Source organism: Niallia sp. FSL W8-0177 (assembly GCF_038006285.1).
GTDB lineage: Bacteria > Bacillota > Bacilli > Bacillales > Cytobacillaceae > Niallia > Niallia circulans_A.
The window spans coordinates 2,385,480-2,403,688 of sequence record NZ_JBBOUX010000001.1 but is presented as its reverse complement, the minus strand read 5'-3'; the positions used below and the strand labels follow the sequence as shown (position 1 = coordinate 2,403,688).

18 protein-coding genes are annotated in these 18,209 nt (G+C 34.1%); 15 read left to right on the top strand and 3 right to left on the bottom strand.

Annotation, left to right across the window (positions count from 1 at the left end; translation table 11 throughout):
* Window positions 1-298: 298 nt before the first annotated feature.
* From NST77_RS11920 to NST77_RS11890, 7 genes are all read left to right on the top strand, one after another.
* On the top strand, window positions 299-1,006 hold the full coding sequence (locus tag NST77_RS11920) for a DUF4912 domain-containing protein (RefSeq protein ID WP_095333889.1): 708 nt from the start codon (window positions 299-301) through the stop codon (window positions 1,004-1,006).
* The gene (locus NST77_RS11915) at window positions 1,003-3,453 is read left to right on the top strand and encodes a glycosyltransferase (protein ID WP_095333891.1); all 2,451 of its coding nucleotides are present in this window, start codon (window positions 1,003-1,005) and stop codon (window positions 3,451-3,453) included. Before NST77_RS11920 ends, NST77_RS11915 begins: the two co-directional genes overlap by 4 nt.
* Before the next feature lie 25 nt (window positions 3,454-3,478).
* Window positions 3,479-4,105 carry a hypothetical protein gene (locus NST77_RS11910; protein ID WP_095333893.1) on the top strand — a complete coding sequence of 209 codons (627 nt, stop codon included), beginning with the start codon at window positions 3,479-3,481 and terminating at the stop codon, window positions 4,103-4,105.
* Window positions 4,106-4,172: 67 nt separating this feature from the next.
* Window positions 4,173-4,322, top strand: coding sequence for a 50S ribosomal protein L33 (gene rpmG, locus NST77_RS11905; protein ID WP_016204868.1), 150 nt, complete (start codon window positions 4,173-4,175; stop codon window positions 4,320-4,322).
* Between the two features lie 71 nt (window positions 4,323-4,393).
* On the top strand, window positions 4,394-4,963 hold the full coding sequence (locus NST77_RS11900) for a 5-formyltetrahydrofolate cyclo-ligase (RefSeq protein ID WP_095333895.1): 570 nt from the start codon (window positions 4,394-4,396) through the stop codon (window positions 4,961-4,963).
* A complete protein-coding gene (locus NST77_RS11895) occupies window positions 4,956-5,729 on the top strand; it encodes a DUF92 domain-containing protein (protein WP_341123004.1) in 774 nt (257 codons plus the stop codon). Before NST77_RS11900 ends, NST77_RS11895 begins: the two co-directional genes overlap by 8 nt.
* Before the next feature lie 98 nt (window positions 5,730-5,827).
* Complete coding sequence (locus NST77_RS11890) at window positions 5,828-6,028, top strand: hypothetical protein (protein WP_095333897.1); 201 nt, start codon at window positions 5,828-5,830, stop codon at window positions 6,026-6,028.
* A 274-nt stretch (window positions 6,029-6,302) separates the two neighbouring features.
* Here NST77_RS11890 and NST77_RS11885 read toward each other — a convergent pair whose 3' ends face one another.
* The gene (locus tag NST77_RS11885; protein ID WP_095333899.1) at window positions 6,303-6,806 is read right to left on the bottom strand and encodes a DinB family protein; all 504 of its coding nucleotides are present in this window, start codon (window positions 6,804-6,806) and stop codon (window positions 6,303-6,305) included.
* 582 nt (window positions 6,807-7,388) lie between these two features.
* On the opposite strand from NST77_RS11885, the gene NST77_RS11880 reads away from it, so the two are divergent.
* Window positions 7,389-8,906, top strand: a complete 1,518-nt coding sequence (locus NST77_RS11880) for a rhomboid family intramembrane serine protease (RefSeq protein ID WP_341123003.1) — start codon at window positions 7,389-7,391, stop codon at window positions 8,904-8,906.
* Here NST77_RS11880 and NST77_RS11875 read toward each other — a convergent pair.
* Complete coding sequence (locus tag NST77_RS11875; RefSeq protein ID WP_341123002.1) at window positions 8,896-9,768, bottom strand: hypothetical protein; 873 nt, start codon at window positions 9,766-9,768, stop codon at window positions 8,896-8,898. The genes NST77_RS11880 and NST77_RS11875 overlap by 11 nt on opposite strands.
* Before the next feature lie 282 nt (window positions 9,769-10,050).
* Here NST77_RS11875 and NST77_RS11870 point away from each other — a divergent pair, with 282 nt between their 5' ends.
* The 7 genes from NST77_RS11870 (at window position 10,051) to NST77_RS11840 (ending at window position 17,102) form a co-directional block, all read left to right on the top strand.
* A complete protein-coding gene (locus tag NST77_RS11870; protein WP_047941253.1) occupies window positions 10,051-10,266 on the top strand; it encodes a YqgQ family protein in 216 nt (71 codons plus the stop codon).
* On the top strand, window positions 10,266-11,228 hold the full coding sequence (locus tag NST77_RS11865) for an ROK family glucokinase (protein WP_095333905.1): 963 nt from the start codon (window positions 10,266-10,268) through the stop codon (window positions 11,226-11,228). Before NST77_RS11870 ends, NST77_RS11865 begins: the two co-directional genes overlap by 1 nt.
* 291 nt (window positions 11,229-11,519) lie before the next feature.
* Window positions 11,520-13,418: an LTA synthase family protein gene (locus tag NST77_RS11860; protein WP_095333907.1), complete on the top strand. Its 1,899-nt coding sequence runs from the start codon at window positions 11,520-11,522 to the stop codon at window positions 13,416-13,418.
* A gap of 131 nt (window positions 13,419-13,549) precedes the next feature.
* Complete coding sequence (locus NST77_RS11855; RefSeq protein WP_095333908.1) at window positions 13,550-14,737, top strand: M14 family metallopeptidase; 1,188 nt, start codon at window positions 13,550-13,552, stop codon at window positions 14,735-14,737.
* Window positions 14,738-14,909: 172 nt separating this feature from the next.
* On the top strand, window positions 14,910-16,037 hold the full coding sequence (locus NST77_RS11850) for a YqgU-like beta propeller domain-containing protein (RefSeq protein WP_341123001.1): 1,128 nt from the start codon (window positions 14,910-14,912) through the stop codon (window positions 16,035-16,037).
* A 98-nt stretch (window positions 16,038-16,135) separates the two neighbouring features.
* On the top strand, window positions 16,136-16,453 hold the full coding sequence (locus tag NST77_RS11845; RefSeq protein WP_095333912.1) for an MTH1187 family thiamine-binding protein: 318 nt from the start codon (window positions 16,136-16,138) through the stop codon (window positions 16,451-16,453).
* Between the two features lie 13 nt (window positions 16,454-16,466).
* On the top strand, window positions 16,467-17,102 hold the full coding sequence (locus NST77_RS11840) for an MBL fold metallo-hydrolase (protein WP_123257981.1): 636 nt from the start codon (window positions 16,467-16,469) through the stop codon (window positions 17,100-17,102).
* A gap of 370 nt (window positions 17,103-17,472) precedes the next feature.
* On the opposite strand, the gene NST77_RS11835 is transcribed toward NST77_RS11840, so the two are convergent.
* Complete coding sequence (locus tag NST77_RS11835; protein WP_095332761.1) at window positions 17,473-18,171, bottom strand: helix-turn-helix transcriptional regulator; 699 nt, start codon at window positions 18,169-18,171, stop codon at window positions 17,473-17,475.
* Window positions 18,172-18,209: the final 38 nt, after the last annotated feature.

The following is an 18,209-nucleotide window of genomic DNA, read 5'->3' as shown; positions in this document are numbered from 1 at the left end:
AAGAATATGTCGTAATTCATCTGGAATTTTTAAAACCATATGTCGAATCGATGTTGTAATAGCTAATGGAAAAAGGCAAAAAAAAATTTTTTGCTCCATTACAATAAACGTATGTATGTTTAAGCATAATCCGACAAAATCTGTTCGTTGTGGCAATACTCATTCAGTGGTAACATAATAGATATAATTAGCGAACTAAAAGGAATCTTGTATGCATATACTAGTAAATTGCGGTACATACACCTATGAAATGAAATGACATTTGATAAATAAAATTTAGAAAGAGGTGCAATTTCTATTGATTGAACAAATTGTAAATTTAAGACGTAAAGGACTGTCTTTCCGGAAAATTGCCATCGAACTAAATTCAACTGTAGGAAAAGTTCAGTACCAATGGAAAAAATATGTGAAGGAACAAGAACAAGATGGGAATGTTGGACAAGCAGAGGAGCAAAAGAAGGCAATCCAAATGCAAAAGCAGGAATCATATATAACGGAAAGCTTTTGGACAAGCGTTGATTTATTAGCAAAGAAAAATGGGATGGAGGCTTGGTTAACGTCAGAAGACACTGCATTAATATTTTGGAGAATTCCCGAAGGAAAATGGCAGTTAATTTCAACTTATTATGATATTGATCCGGAAACTTGTTCGCTTGCAGTAAAGATTAATGATATAACTAGCATTATCTATAATGGAAGAAATGCGCATAATTCTCGTATTCTGCCTGTTGAAAATAGGCAAGAATCAGTTGTGTTACAGGACTTATCACCAAATAGAAGTTTTTGTTTTGAAATAGGGGTTCTTGATGTGTATCAATCCTTTTTACCGATATTACAGTCAAATCCCTTGCATACACCGAGAACTGCCCATAACCAAACAGGCCAACTAGCAAAGGATTTACAGGAGTGGGAGAATGGGGATGTTTCTGTCCCGAATTGGATTGAACATGTAAGCACTTATAGTTATTATGAATTAGAAGAGCAAGAGGATGTGAAAAAGAAATGAATGGTTCTTATTTTCAGCTGATTGTAATTAATAAGATTCCTTTTATGAACTATTTTTCAAAAGATAAACAGAAGAAAAAGGAATTATATACACAAACTATTAACTTTATCAAGTTTCTTTTCGAAACAGAAAAGAATCAACTTCCATATACCATTCAAATTGTTGTGCCGCCAATTTTTCTCGAACTGCTTGATGTGCAGTCATTTCGAGAAGAAATAACAGAATTTTTAGAAAAATACTGTTGCGATGATGAATTGTATTCTTTCTGGATAGAAAAAGAAAAAAATCTATTAAAGGTCCTTAAGTCGCTTCTTCAAGAAAAGCGGATCGAATTGCTGGCAAGTCCCGCTTCCTTTTCGCCTTTATCAAATGTATCGACAAGTACAGGTATTCAATTACAAATAGAGATAGGCTTATCTATTATTGATGATTATTTAGACTACCGACCGACAGGATTCTGGTTTCCAGAAGGAAATTTTTCACCTGGTTTAGATTTATATTTGAATAAAGAGAACTTTTCTTATAGCTATCTTAACAGTAAGACAATCAATCATAGTGATCCCTTACCAAGCGGTACAGGTATTGCAGTTGAATCACCACATAATATTGTGTTTTTTCCTGTTGAAGAAAAGCTGTATCAACTTTTTAAAGGGGAGAATGTAACGAAACAAATATGGGATAAATGGTTATTAGATTTGCTAGAATCCTATCCTCCATACATAAATGAGTCCATTTTATCCTTATCAATTGATTTAGCTGACTATGTGAAGATAACAGACGAGCTGAATAAAAGTATTCGTTATTTAAATGATGAAGGCTATGTGGTTCATATCATGCCTGAAACATATATAAAGCAATTCAGTCAAGGAATGGATCGTGTCCATCTCTGTGCTTCCTTCCTAGAACGTAGAGGGGGAGAGGCGGTTGTTACACATAGTTCTTTCTATGCTGCTTTAGCATTTTTGGAAAGAGAGCTTCATGAATGGAGACAAATTTCTTTACCACCAGCAACTAATAGAGTGCAAAAGCAATTGGAAAAGGAATGGTTGTTATTAAGCGCTCTCCTTTATCAAGATAATTGGACAAGTGAAGAAGTAACAAACCATCTAGAAGCGGCAAAGAAGTTAAGCGGATTTTGGATAGGACCAATCGATAAAGACTGGCTTTCCTTAAGAGAAAGAGAACAACCAATTTTAAATACAACAATCCAGAACCATAAAACGGTTCGGTCTCAAAAGGAACCAACAAACAAGAAGAGCATTTTAATCTTATCTTGGGAGTACCCGCCCAATCTAGTTGGTGGTCTTGGTGCTCATGTAGTTGGGTTAACAAATAGTTTAATAAAAAATGGCTATGAAGTTCATCTTGTTACAGCACAAGCGATGAACAAAAATCCAGAAGATGTAGAAGAAAAGGCTGGCTTATTTGTTTATCGAGTTAAGCCGATTTATAGTAAAGAGCAAAACTTTATTCACTGGATTGGCGGCTTAAATTTAGCAATGTGGGAAAAAGCAATAGAGATAGGAAAGAACACAACATTTGAATTAGTGCAAGCACATGATTGGCTAGTAGGTGCAGCTGCTATTTCTTTAAAGAATCAATTAAATATTCCTTTAATAGCTACCATCCATGCAACTGAGCATGGAAGAAACGGTGGTATCTATACGGAAATGCAGAAATTTATCCATAGGCAAGAAAGACAGTTAATAGACACAGCTGATTCTTTAATTGTGTGCAGTGAATATATGCAGAATGAGATAATGACTATTTTTGATGTAGAACAAACGAAAATTAATATCATTCCCAATGGAGTCGAAATGCTGAAAAAGGAAGCCGTTTCAGCAGCTCCGGTTGATAATTTCTCAAGAGACAACAAAAAAGTTGTTTTTGCCATGGGGAGAATGGTAAAAGAAAAAGGCTTTGGAACATTATTAGAAGCAGCAAGAAAATTGCATAAAAAGCGAAATGATCTATGTTTTGTTATTGCTGGAATCGGTCCAATGTATGACGAATATCAACAATTTATTGAGAGACATCAATTAGCAGAAAGTGTTCATTTAATAGGCTATTTGCAGGAAGAACAGAAGAATGCACTCTATGCACAAGCAGATATAGTTGTTATACCAAGTTCCTATGAACCATTTGGAATCGTAGCATTAGAATCCCTTGTTTTCGCCATTCCAACGATTGTATCCCAGACAGGCGGCTTAAAAGGAATTATTAAGGATGGAGAAACAGGACTATATATGGAAACAAATAATGCAGAGAACTTAGTAAAGAATATCGAGTATTTGTTAGAAAATCCAGTCGTAGGTAAAGAAATTGGTAAGAAGGGGCAAATATTAGTTAGCCAGCTTTTTAGCTGGAATCGAATTGGCGAAGAGACAAAAAGAGTTTTTGATGAATTGATTGTACAGGCAAAGGTGAAGGAATCCATATCTAATTAAAAATATTAGAGTAGGTGAAGGAAGAATGAAAATTGAGGCCAATTTACAAAAAGACTATCAAAGTGTTCAAAGAAAGTTATTAGTAAAAAAAATAACGACAACTCCTGGAATCTGGGTTGATGGAAAAACGTATTGGATTCAAAATGGTTATGAAAAATTAATACCAGAACATTCTATTTCCGTTCATGTAAAACAAATACACAAGCACTCGAAAATTCAATATAATGAGATTTTCGTCAGAAATCACTCTCAAGAACCCCAAAAAATGAAAATCCTAGTGTTGAATTATTTTTCAAAAGCTTTTCATAATCATCTTTCTTTTGTATCACCTACGGAAAACGTTATCTATCATTCCATTGATGACCAGCTATATTTAGTAAATGGAGAACATAACTCAAACAGCATGGAACAGAGAACCGTACAACCTCTCTGGAATGTGCATACTGATCATATATGGAGCAATAATCAAAATGGAGTCCTAAAATATCAGCCTATGGCAAAAGGCTCCAGTGTAAGTATTTTTTCTTTAAATATGGAGGTAATGCCTCAATCAACTGGTATTAGTCGCGCTTGGTCCATTATGGGGACAGAAAAAAAGGATATTTTAGATATGAATCATATTCTAATGCAAACAAGTACTAGCATTTCCTAACAAAAGATGTTATCATATAAAAGTCGTATGCACGAACTAGCAACCTATAGTTTGGAGGGAAATAAACATGCGTGTAAACATTACGTTAGCTTGCACTGAATGTGGTGATCGTAACTACATTTCTAAAAAAAATAAACGAAATAATCCAGATCGTCTTGAGCTAAAAAAATATTGCTCAAGAGAAAAACGTACTACAGTTCATCGTGAAACAAAATAAGCAGAAGGGGGATATCCCTTCTGTTTTTTTTTCATATTTATAACGAAAATTGTAAAGAAGGTGTACATAAAATGCAGGAAAAAAAACATTTCCGATCAGAAATGATAAAACAACTCCAGTCAATTAATAAACCACTATATGAGCATATGTCCTACCAAATAGCTTCCCGATTATATAATGATGCTGCCTTTATCTCTGCTAGTCATATTGGGATAACCATTTCCAAATTTCCTGAGGTGGATACATACCAAATTATTCGTACAGCTTGGAAATTAGGCAAAAAAGTAAGTGTTCCAAAGTGCATACCTGCAACTAGACAAATGAGTTTTCGCGAATTAGAGCAATTTAATCAACTTGAATCGGTCTATAGTAACCTGTTTGAACCAGTTATAGAAAAAACGAAACAAACGGATTCCAAACAAATTGATTTACTGCTAGTTCCTGGATTAGCCTTTTCGCCTAAAGGATATAGATTAGGATTTGGGGGCGGTTATTATGACCGATTTTTGCAAAATTATGATGGACAAACAATATCACTGGCATTTTCCATGCAAATACAGCAGCAAATTCCCATTGAGAACCATGATCTAGCTGTTCAGAAAATCATTACAAATGAAGGAATTATTTGCGCAAATGAGTAGTATGATGTATGCAGTAGTCATTTTGTTTGTCTCTTATTTGGCATATAAACGCAGGTCATTAACGAAGAGTGGTGCGATCGCGGCTTTTTTTGTTGGGAGCGGAATTGCGCTAGGATTTGGCTCTAAAGGATTAGTAGTTCTAGGAGTATTTTTTGTTTCTTCTAGTATGTTTTCAAAATACAAAAGCAAAACGAAACAGACGATGGAGGACAAAACCAAAAAAGGGTCGAGACGTGATGCATGGCAAGTTATGGCGAATGGAGGCTTTGCAGCAATAGTTGGTATCATCTATTTTTTTACAAAAGAATCAGTCTGGATTATTGTATTCGCCATACTTCTAGCGGCTGCCAACTCGGACACATGGGCATCAGAGATTGGATCGTTAAGCAAGAAAAAGCCAATCTCTGTTCGAACGTTTAAACAAGCGGCCACTGGAACGTCGGGAGCGGTCAGTGTCCTAGGAACAATTGCAGCATTTGCTGGATCACTATTAATAGCTTTAACAGCGAATTTCTTATTTGCTCTGGAGCCTGGTAGTTTTGTGGTCATCCTTGTTTTTGGATTTTTAGGTAATATCGTGGATACACTTTTAGGTGCCTTTGTCCAAGTGGAATATAAATGTCCTGTTTGTGGTCGAATAGTTGAATCAAAAGTAGAATGTCACACTACCTTAGTGAAAACAAAGGGTTTTGCACTTTTTAATAATGATATGGTAAATGTTCTTTCCGGTTTTTTAGCTGCGTTGGTATATGTTTTTTTCTTTTAGTAATATTTTAACCGGGTCCATACAAGAACATTTTCATTCGTTAATATGGATAAAAAATAATATTATTACCAAACTAGTTAATAGGAGGGATTTCAAAAATGTCAAAAGTATTCTCCGTTTTACTAATTGTTTTAGGTGGATATTATTTATTTCAAAAACGATATCGTGTCATTAATACGGTATTAAGAAGTCCATTTATTCGTAAATATGCAGTTAGAATATTAATGAATATTCCAAGTGTAAAAAGAATGACAATGAATTCTGTTTTTGGACGTTCGCAAAATACGATTTATCAATGAATAAAAATGAACTGATGAGACGGAAAATAGCGTTTAAATGAGCTGGGAATAAGTAACCTCACAAAAATAAGAGCAAACAATTACAGAGAAGTAACGTAATTGTTTGCTCTTATTGGCTTTTAAAAATTTACGGACAGCCAGTGTATGCCTGAATGCGCAAAGTCTTGTGAATCTAAGCTCTGCTTTTAAACTGTAAAAACTCAGTTGTCCCGCTAATCTAAGCTAAGTGTATTTAGTTTTCCTATTAGTATTACAAACGATATCTTTTTTACTTTTAAAGTGGTGGATTGTCTACCCCTATGCGAATCCAATCTTCTTTTGATGGTCCATAAACTCCAAAAGGCTTGATTCCAGCTTGACGCATCAGAATTGTAACTTGTCCACGGTGATGAACGATATGCTTAATGAGACCCATTAAAATTTGAGCATTTGTTTCTTCTCTGCCAAATGCGGTTTGCACGTCCTTTAAGGATTCGTCTGTCCATTGTTCTTCTATCACTTTGATTGCAGTAGAACTGAGAAGTTTAAATGTTGCGGCTATTTCTTTAGCTGTAGCTGGAATTATTTTTGCGTTATCTAGTTCATTTATTTTTAGGCCGAAATGAGCTAAATATTCAGGGATATTGGTTGTGAAATGCCAAACAATTCTTCCTAATGTTCGACCTTCAGGGTAGACTTTTTGCTGTAAAGATTCATCGGTTAAACCTTCTAAAACCTTTTGAGTCAGCTCTGCCTCCCACTTCCACTCTCTAATAAAGTCTGTAATCGTTACATACATAAAAATACCTCCATAGTCAAATGTCAAAGTTTTTTAATTTCATACAGGAAAAATTTCCGCTTTTTATATACGATAATTGCTTGATATCCTTTGACATAGTGCTAAATACTTGCTATCTTAATATCGAATCGAACAATTGTTCTTATATGAATAATATCAAGAATATCGACATATATCAAATATCATTTGTTTGAGTGGTGAAAATTTGATAAATAGACATCGAAAAGGAAAGGGGATGCGCAAAGTGTTCATAACATAAGGGCATCAATGGGTTACTTTTGTTCTATCCTTTTTTTCATTTTGCCAATGTGTTTTTAATCTTCTTAAAAAGGTAATAACAAATAATAACCTTTACGTCTTCAAGCGGTATGTTTATCGAATGTCACTCTCATTTATAAAATACATAAAATAAGCTAAAATGAAAGATGGATTTTGTGACATTTAAAAGAAATGAAGGAAAAAAAGAAACATATATAGTATTGTTACATAGAAAGCGTATTTCCTTAAAAAGGAACTATTTAAGAACTTGAAGAATATAGTGTCATTACCTTTCAAGATGTTCGGAGAGTAGGGAGAGAACAGATGGAGCTAGAACATTATAAGTATTGGAGAATCATCCATATACTAGTAAATGAATATCAGTATAAAATTATCTACTTAACAGAAGATCAACAAGAAATATGGCTCGAGGCTCAAGAGAATAAATCAAAATCCCCCGTTATTCGTCTATTTCAATTTGATATTAACTGGAGTAATTGGTTAAGCAGGGACATAGAAAGGACAGCGTTAAATGCTGAAAGGATAAGAAGTTCGCTGCATAGTCGTTCCCTTAAAGTGGTGAGCATTTATATATCCGCTTATCCGCCTGTAGACTCATATGAACATATTATCAATCCATTATTTTTAAGTCCAAATAAAAAAGTACAAATTGAATCAATACTTCTCGATCGATCCGTTCAAGACTGGAAAATAGGAGAGCATAAAATAGCTGAATTACAACGTATGCCAGAAACGGAAGCAGAGCGAGAAACCCATATACAAGAATATAAAGAAGCAATCTTTACGAGCTTAAGACAAAAAGAAAAAGAAGAAAGACAGTTATTTAATTTTGGAAAACCATTTATCACGTATCTTTTCATTGCTATACAAGTGATTGTATTTTTCTTAATGGAATTAAGCGGCGGAAGTACAAACAGTGAAACGCTAATTAAATGGGGAGCAAAAGTAAATTATTTAATTGCCAATGGGGAATGGTGGCGATTTATAACACCTGTTTTTTTACATATTGGTATATTGCATTTACTTATGAATTCCATTGCCCTATATTATGTTGGGCCACTAATTGAGCGGATTTTTGGATCATGCCGATTTTTGTTTATTTATTTATTTGCTGGGTTTAGTGGGGTATTTGCTAGTTATTTATTAAGTCCATCTTTATCGGCTGGTGCAAGCGGCGCAATTTTTGGTTGCTTTGGAGCTCTTCTTTATTTTGCCTGGCGCTTTCCACAGCTTTTTTTTCGTGTTATGGGTTGGAACGTCATTATTGTCATTATTATCAATCTTATATTTGGTTTTACTATACAAGGAATTGATAATGCAGGACATATTGGTGGCTTGCTAGGCGGCTTCTTAGCCACAGCGATTGTTCATTTTCCAAAGAAGAAAAACTGGAAAATTCAGCTTGGTGCCGCCTTTGTTACTATACTGCTTTTGGGAATTGGTGTTCTTTATACATTCCATCAAGATGTACTGCAAAGACAAGATCAATCAGCCTATATGCTGGTCCATGATTATATTCAAGATGAAAAACTTCAACAGGCTGAGTTGGCTTTAGAGAAACTTGAACCAAAGGATAATGAAGATTACTACTTTTTACTTTCTTATATTCAACTTAAGAAGCGTAATCTACATGATGCAGAGAAGAACCTACAAAAAACAATCGCGATAAATCCAGAGTTTCATGAAGCATATTATAATTTAGCGGTTGTTAGTCTATATAATAAGAAATTGGAAGAAGCAAGAGAATATATACAAGCAGCTTTAGCTTTGGACAAAAACAATCCTGAATATCTTCTATTATGGGATAAAATTAAAGAGTAGATATTTGCTGTCTTAAAACAATTGCTTCACCATCTGCTGTTGTAAATAAGATAAGAAGATGGTTATCATTAATTAATAATACAGGGATAGAACTACCGATGGGATCAGCAATGGTTCCATCTTCTTTAATAACGCCAAGAAAATAATTTTTATAGAGACCCTCTGTTAATTGGCCGATTATTTTTGCGCTTTGTTCTTTTGAAAAGTTCGGAAGAGGTGCATCGTTATAGTTGATTAAGTCTGTAAGTAATAGTTTGGTCTGATATTGCTCGGGTGAAATATGGAATTTTTTTAATGCTTGAAGATAAGCATACTCTACATAATTTAATGTTTCTTTCTCCAAAGCTTTTGCCCAATCTTTCTCTGTTAAGTTACTGGGAGTATGAAAGTTTAGGGGAGCATTTTCAAATTTGGAGTTAATAATATATAAGCTGTCTGCGGAAGTTTTTTGTGAACTGAAAATTCTTTCACTATTATCATGTATTTCCGCATAATGAAAAGTTATTGTTTGTAAAAAGTTACTTTCTCTTTCCACAATTGTTTTTTTTTCTGAAAGCTCTAATGTGTTTTGTTTCCATTCTCCCATTTTATTTATTAGTTTTCCATTTGCATACAGAAAGCTCATATCCTGTCGTAAATATGCTACTTTATTAATGGATGAATGGCTCTCCCAATGTATGCTGTATTCATCGAACCTTTTTTTGCTAAAAGTAAGGGTCGTGTTTGCTTTCGGAAAGGTGACTGTAGGATCAATCGGAAAATAGGTGATACTTTCCTTAGCAATCTGCTTTTGCTGAAAAATATAGAAAATAGAAATAAGGATAATAAGAGAAAGACTTAAACGAATAAAATCTTTTTTCATTATTTTCACCGCTCCATGTTAAGTATGCTCAAAATATGAGCCTGTCTCATCTATACTTCTTTCAATATATGTATGGAAAAGAAAATTATGATAAAAGAAGAAAGAGGAGGGAATATCTTTTGTTTTCTGGCTTTAACCATATATTTACTTTCCTAATAAGGGAAAAGAATCTGCTGTTGAGGAAACAGTCCGTATCCTTTATACTTAATTTGAAAACGATTAATTTATCACTTTATGCAAACCTTTGCAGTGGATAGAAAAAGAATGAAATCGAGGGGTACCATGCAAACAATTTATGACGTACAGCAGTTTTTAAAAAAGTACGGGACAATCATTTATGTTGGAGATCGAGTAGGCGATTTACAATTAATGAAATCCGAAATTAAAGAATTATATCAATCTCAATTAATAAAAGAACAAGAATTCGATTCTGCTATGCGACTGCTTAATCAAGAAATACAATACTTAGAGGATAAGAGAAATCGGGGGAATGTGTGATGCAAGAAAAATGGGTAGCTGGAATAGATTTAGGCGGAACAACGGTGAAAATTGCTTTTTTATCTTTAAATGGCGATTTAATTGATCATTGGGAAATCCCAACAGATAATTCTGAGGAAGGGAAAAATATAACATCTGATATTGCAAAATCCATAGATGCTAAATTGAAGGAATTAGGTCATTCGAAAGACGATGTTTTAGGTGCAGGAATGGGTGCGCCAGGTCCTTTTGATTATGAAACAGGAATTATTTTTAATACGGTAAATTTAGGCTGGCCCGATAATTTTCCTTTAAAGGCTCGCCTTGAAGCAGATTTAGGATTGCCAGTAACGATTGATAATGATGCTAACTGTGCTGCTTTAGGTGAAATGTGGAAGGGAGCAGGAGAGGGAGCAAAGGATTTAGTTTGCGTAACACTGGGTACTGGTGTTGGCGGTGGCGTTATTATTAATGGAGATATTGTGCAAGGCGTTAAAGGAGCTGCTGGTGAAATAGGTCATCTAACTGCAATTGTGGAAAATGGAGCTCCTTGTAACTGTGGGAAAACTGGCTGTTTAGAAACGATTGCATCTGCAACGGGAATTGTTCGTTTAACGAAAGAAAGATTAGCGGAAAGACATACATTAAGCGAGCTTCATTCGTTACTAGATCAAGAAGGGGCGATTACAGCAAAAGATGTATTCGATGCAGCGAAGAAAGGGGACGAATTAGCTAATGAAATCGTTCAATTTGTTGCATTTCATTTAGGGCTAGTATTAGCAAATATTGCTAATACGTTAAATCCTGAGAAAATTGTCATAGGTGGAGGAGTATCAAAAGCCGGAGATGTCCTGTTAGATCCTGTAAAAGAGAATTTTATGAAATTTTCCTTTAAAAGTGTAGCAGAGTCAACGGTCATTGATGTTGCGACACTTGGAAATACAGCAGGGGTAATTGGTGCTGCGTGGTTGGCTAAAAATTAATCGAGCTAAGTGTAAATAGATAGGATATTAAGCATGATAATAAATCTTCTTCCGCTGCGAAGGAGATTTTTTTTGCTGCCTTTAAACAAAAAAGAAACTTGTCGTTAAAATTCATGAAACTTTTCGTCAGATTGGACGTTTAAAAAAGAGTAAGCTATTATAATAATACACAAAGATGAAAATTTGATTAAAATTTCATAAAGATTAGCTTTATATAATAAAATTATTGTAAAATGTGTAAAGTAATAATTTTCGAGATTTTGTTTGATCAATAGTTAGGAGGATTCACCATTGTTTAAGAATAAATTGGAGTGGTCAAAGCTATCACTTATAACGATTGCAACAGTTTTACTATGGATTAAAACAAATATTGCCTATATTACTAGCTTTGATATTAAAATTGAAAATTGGATTCAACAATTCATATTAATCATTAATCCTTTAAGTTCGATATTATTTATACTAGGAATATCCATGTTTTTCTCAGAAAAAAATCAAAAGCGATATATATTTATTTCAAGTTTGATTCTTTCTTTTGTTTTGTACGCAAATGTGGTTTTTTATCGAGTTTATACAGATTTTTTAACCCTGCCGCTTTTATTTCAAACAAGTAATATGAGTGATTTAGGGAGTAGTATTAGGGAGTTAATTCATGTTACGGATATTCTTTTCTTTGTTGATATTATTTTGCTAGTTGTCATTATGAAAAAGAAACCAGCCTTTGTAAAAATTCCGCAATACACAAGGGTTCACAAGAGTATTTTCTATTTACTTACAATAAGTTTAGCTTTTTTTAATTTAAGTTTAGCAGAAACGCAAAGAACGCAATTGCTAACTAGAACATTTGATAGAGAGCTTTTAGTGAAAAATATAGGAACGTATAATTATCAACTTTATGATATTTTCCTGCAAACAAAGACTTCTGCACAAAGAGCTTTTGCAGATGGTAGTGAATTAACAGATATGGTTAATTATAATCAGGCTAATTATATAGAACCAAATAAGGACATGTTTGGTATTGCTAAGGGGAAAAATGTAATTATGATTAGTCTAGAATCTACTCAGTCGTTTACAATCAATCGAGAAGTTAATGGCGAAGAAATTTCACCATTTTTAAATGACTTTATTAAAGAGAGCTTTTATTTTGAAAATTTCTACCACCAAACTGGACAAGGTAAAACTTCAGATTCGGAATTTATTGTAGAAAATTCAATGTATCCATTAAGTAGAGGGGCTGTTTTCTTTACTCATTCTGGGAATGAATATCAAGCGGCTCCTGAGATTTTAAATGAAAATGGTTATTACACAGCTTCCCTTCATGCAAATAATAAGAGTTTCTGGAATCGTGATATTATGTACCAAAGTATAGGATACCAACGATTTTATGAGATAAATGATTATGATGTGAAGGAGGAAAACTCTGTTGGCTGGGGTTTGAAGGATATTGACTTCTTCGAGCAATCAATTGCTCATTTAAAAGAAATGCCGCAGCCTTTTTATAGTAAATTTATTACGCTGACAAATCATTTTCCTTTCGAGTTAGATGAAGAAGACAAATTTATCGAGCCATTAACAACTGGCAGCAGAACACTGAATAATTATATTCCTACTGTCCGTTATCAGGATGAAGCATTGAAAATTTTTATTGAGAAACTAAAAGAAGAAGGTCTCTATGATAATAGCATTATTGTCCTGTATGGAGATCATAATGGCATTTCCGAAAATCATAATAAAGCAATGAGTGAGTTATTAGGAGAAGAAGTGACTCCTTTTGTAAGCACTCAATTACAAAGAGTACCTTTTGTTATCCATATTCCCGGAATGGAAGGGAAAACATTGTCAACAGTGTCCGGTCAAGTGGATATTAAGCCAACTCTTCTTCATTTGCTTGGGATTGAGACAAAAAATGATATTCAATTTGGATCTGATCTTTTCTCTGATAACAATGATCCATTTGTTGTCTTACGAGATGGCAGCTTTATCACAGATGATTATGTGTATACGAAAGAAGTTTGTTATGATCGAGCAACTGGAGAAGCAGTCGATGGAGACAGATGTGAGCCTTATATAGAGCAGGCGAATTTAGAATTGCAGTATTCTGATAGTATTATTTATGGAGACTTATTGCGGTTTTATGATAAAGAAAAAGGGATGCTTGATATAGTAGAAGAAGCGAATAAAAAAGAGTAGAGTAATAGAGCTTTGTGATAAATGTAGAAATATCTACTTTGTCATAAAGCTTTTTTTTATGAATAAGGAAATGTACCATAATGAATGTTTTTTAGGGAGGTTCATATATATATAGGGAGAGGAGTGGGCATATGGAGATCAAATTAAGACCAGGAGATACACTTTGGTACTATAGTCAGCTTTTTATGGTTCCCTTGAATCTTATTTTAGACAGTAATCCACATGTTAACCCGAATAAATTAGCAGCTTCTGAAACCATCCAAATACCTGGATTTGAATTACAGGTTCATCAGATAAAGTCAGGAGAAACTCTGTGGAAATTGGCAGGAGTAAGAAATATTTCGGTGGATAGTATTTTGTTATTAAATCAACATTTAAATCCAAATAATCTTCAAGTAGGCGATGAAATTTATATTCCAAATCGCATTATTGGAAGAATAGTGCAGGGGAAGAAAAAGTATGATTATCAATCCTTGCAAGTCGATTTAACGAGATTAAAGAAGCTTTTTCCATTCATTCAAGTGAAGACAATTGGTAAAAGTGTATTAGGACATAATATTGAGGAAATTAGAATAGGAAAAGGTACAAAAAAGGTTCATATAAATGCATCCTTCCATGCCAATGAATGGATTACTACGCCGATTTTAATGGTATTTTTAAATGATTTTTTACTATCTTTAACGAATGGGACAAATATCCATTGTGTTCATACAATGCCATTATATCAGTCTATTGATCTTTCCATTGTACCGATGGTCAATCCAGATGGAGTTAATTTAGTCTTGAATGGTCCCCCAGAAGAAGAGAAAGAGAAACTTATCTCGATAAATGAAGGAAGCACTGATTTCACTAGCTGGAAGGCGAATATACGAGGAGTCGATTTGAATAATCAATTTCCGGCAAATTGGGAAATTGAAAAGGAACGGAAAGAACCAAAAGCGCCAGCACCAAGAGATTATCCAGGAGACGCTCCTTTGTCTGAACCAGAGGCTCAAGTGATGGCGAAGCTCGCATATAAAGAGAACTTTGACTGCTTATTAGCATTGCATACGCAAGGAAAAGAATTTTATTGGGGCTATGAAGGATTAGAACCAGCAGAATCGCAAACGATAGCGAATGAATTTTTTAGAGTGAGTGGATATAAGGCCATTCAAAATGTAGATAGTCATGCAGGCTATAAAGATTGGTTTATTCAAGAATTTAGAAAGCCTGGATTTACTTTAGAGCTGGGTAAAGGGATAAATCCTCTTCCTTTATCCCAATTTACTGAAATCTATCATGACACATCTACAATCTTCTTAGCGTCTTTATATTTGTAGTTTTACAGTAAATGTAAGCATGGATTGTCAATAAGTGCCTAATATTGAGGGATATTTCTTATTTTATTAAAATATCACAGCATATTTGAAAAAAAGCCGAAAAAATCGGCTTTTTTATGTTACTATTCTATAGAGTAAATAAAACATGAAAAGTAGTATAGGAGTGTGAAAAATGTTTCCATTAGGTAAGAGAAACACACTAGGAATAGTTCTTCTCTTCACTTTTTTCACACTTATTCTGTCTGGTTGTGTCCCAAGACAGACTAATTCAGCCAGTGAAAATGAAGCGAAGAACAAAAATATCCATAACAACACGATGCTTCCTCCTATTAGTCCAATTGAAGGAGATTTTGAGCAAGTATATGGCTGGATAAAAAATGATACAATTTGTTATTCGGCGAAAGTAGAGGGTGTTAATAAAATTTATACATATAACATCTATACTGGAAAGCATAGCCCTTTATATAAATCGGTAACAGAATTGTCAAATGTGATAATAAATAAAAATCAACTTTTAATATACAATGCTCTTTCTGATGAAGAAGGGGAAATTCATATAATTGATATGAAAGGAAATGAAGTGCTTACTAGAAAACTGCAGAGCTATGAAACAGATTTTGTGTGGAATCCTTATAATGAAAATGAACTGTTAATTACGACCTTCACCAAGGATTGGGAAAGTAAAGTATCTGTATTGGATATTCAAGAAAATGAATTAAGTGATTTTCCTGTGTCTACGCCCTTTCCTCAATGGCAATCAAAGGAACAAGTAATGTATTTAGATTGGGACCAAAGCTCCCCTTCCTTTTACGCTCCTCTTAAACTATTCAATTTGGAAACAAAAGAAGAAAAAGAATGGGACGTACCTGATATTTATTTTATAGAAGAGAAAAATGGTTATCTCCTTACTCTGGCCGGTTCATCTAAAGAGGAGGAAGCCATTTATACTTTTTATGATTCTGAATTAAAGGAGCAAGGAAGTGTCCGCCTACCAAGATTATCTAAATTTTCCAATTGGTTGATACCAAACTATACTTTTTATGAGAATAAATTTCTTACTTTTGTTCCCAAAAATAGTGGTAATGCGGAAACTTATCAAGATGGCTTTGATCTTGTTGAAATAAATATGGAAACAGGTGAAAGCCAAAAGGTAGATACGGAAATGGAATTAGAAGATCAGCCCATCCAAATTTCGAGTGATGGAAAGTATATTCTATTTGGTTATTACTATGAAAATATGCTGGATATGAAAACGGGTGAAATTAGCTCCTTATTTTCTACCACTATTCACAATAGTTGATGATGGCATAAAAATATGCCATCATAATCATGGAACTTAAATCAAGTATCTTTGTCTTAAATAAGATTAAATAGCCGGTTGAAAGGAGAACATAGTTAATGGCAATTGTAGATGTAACAGTTATACCAGTAGGAACACAAACACCAAGTGTAAGTGCATATGTAGCAGATATACAAAAAGTGCTTATGCATTATGAAGAAAAAGGGCAAATTCGGTTCCAATTAACACCGATGAATACAATTATTGAGGGAGAGCTTCCTGTTTTATTTGAAGTAATCCAAGCTATGCATGAAGTTCCTTTTGAAAAAGGTCTTGTTCGTGTTTGTACGAATATCCGAATTGATGATAGACGGGATATAAGTAGAAAAATGGAAGATAAAGTAGAACGTGTTGTAAGTCAATTAGAGAGTAAATAGGAGGGGGTATGGGATGGAGTATAAACAAATTCCTTTAGGGCCAATCCAGACCAATTGTTACTTAATATGGAATGAAAATAAGGATTGTTTGGTGATAGATCCTGGGGCAAATGGAGAAAAGTTAATCAAGATAATTCAGGAGTTAGGATTATCTCCGATAGCTATTCTGTTAACACATGCTCACTTTGACCATATTGGTGCTGTGGAAGATGTTCGAACAGAGTATAGTGTTCCCGTTTATGTACATATCAAAGAGGAAGAATGGCTAATTAATCCGAAATTAAACGGTAGCGAAGCATTTAGACTGCCAAATCCGATTGTAACAAGACCGGCCGAGCATTTCTTAGATGAAAATCCAAGCATGACAATCGGTGATTTTACTTTTCAAGTGATGGAGACACCAGGGCATTCTCCAGGCAGTGTTACGTTCTATTTTAAAAAAGAGAATTGGGCATTTGTAGGCGATGCGCTTTTCTATGAAAGTATTGGCAGAACAGATTTAGTTGGCGGTAATCAAAGAACATTACTAACAAGTATCCATGAAAAGTTATTGAATTTGCCTGAAGACACATTAGTGCTTTCCGGTCACGGTAGAAAAACGACGATTGAGCATGAAATGGATCATAATCCATATATTAATGGCTTTTAAATAAAGAAAAAGGGGCTGAGACAAAACTAAAAAGGATATGCTTAAAGCTGAATAATCATTTGTTCAATTAGACGAATGATAAATAATATCTATTTTTGTTTCTCGCCCCATTTTATAAGGTTAGTGAAATGGAGTGGAAGACACTCGACTCCTGCGGGAAATAGAGGAAGGCTGAGACCCCGCAGCGCAGTGAGGAGGCTCAGCTTCCTCCCCGCGGAAAGCGAGTGACTGGAGCGCAATGGAACGAACTTGTTTTTTAGCTATAAAAAAGATAAATCAGCGAAAAGAAAAAACCGAACTATTACGATGTTTTATTGTATTATAGTTTGGCTTTTTCTTTATGTAAAATTCTTTTGTCCCACCCTCTTTCTTATTGCACCATTGTTTTATATGCGCATTGATCACAACCAGAAATAATATTTTGTTTCTCAATTAACTGGACATCTTTAAACAAAGCTTCAAACATGCCCGTAAAGAAGGATTGGTGCATAGTACACACTTTATTTTTATGTTCTATAGCAACTTCTTTAAATGGACAGTTATAAATTTCAAAATATAAAGATGTTTGATCGTCATTCCATTCCAATGCAGGTAACTGTCCAGTCATTAAACTAGCATTTTGTAATAAACGTAGCTTATCCTCATTCGATAATAGAGCTGTGTTGTTTGTAATACGAGCAATTTCCTGCTCCATCATCTCTTTACCAAATGTTTTTCCTGTTTCATAAAGTGCCTTGCTCCCATCTGCTCCAAGACTTTCAAACGTTTTCAATAAAATGCTGCTTAATAATTGATAATCTCGAAAAGGAAAGCTAAATTGAATAACTTCATCTGATAAACGATATAGTCTGCTGGGGCGACCACCTTTGCCTGTCTTTTTTGTTTCTGAGCGTAGCATTCTTACATCTTCTAACTTAGATAAATGCAAGCGAGCTACGTTTGGATGGATGGAAAATTCATCCGCTATTTCTTGAACCGTGACATCTTGATGACGTTTCGTAATGTACTGATAAATATAGAAACGAGTTGGATCAGATAATACATTTGTAACTTTTAGTGTATTTTCCATATTAAATGTTCCTCCTAAGGACTAATTTTCTTTATTAT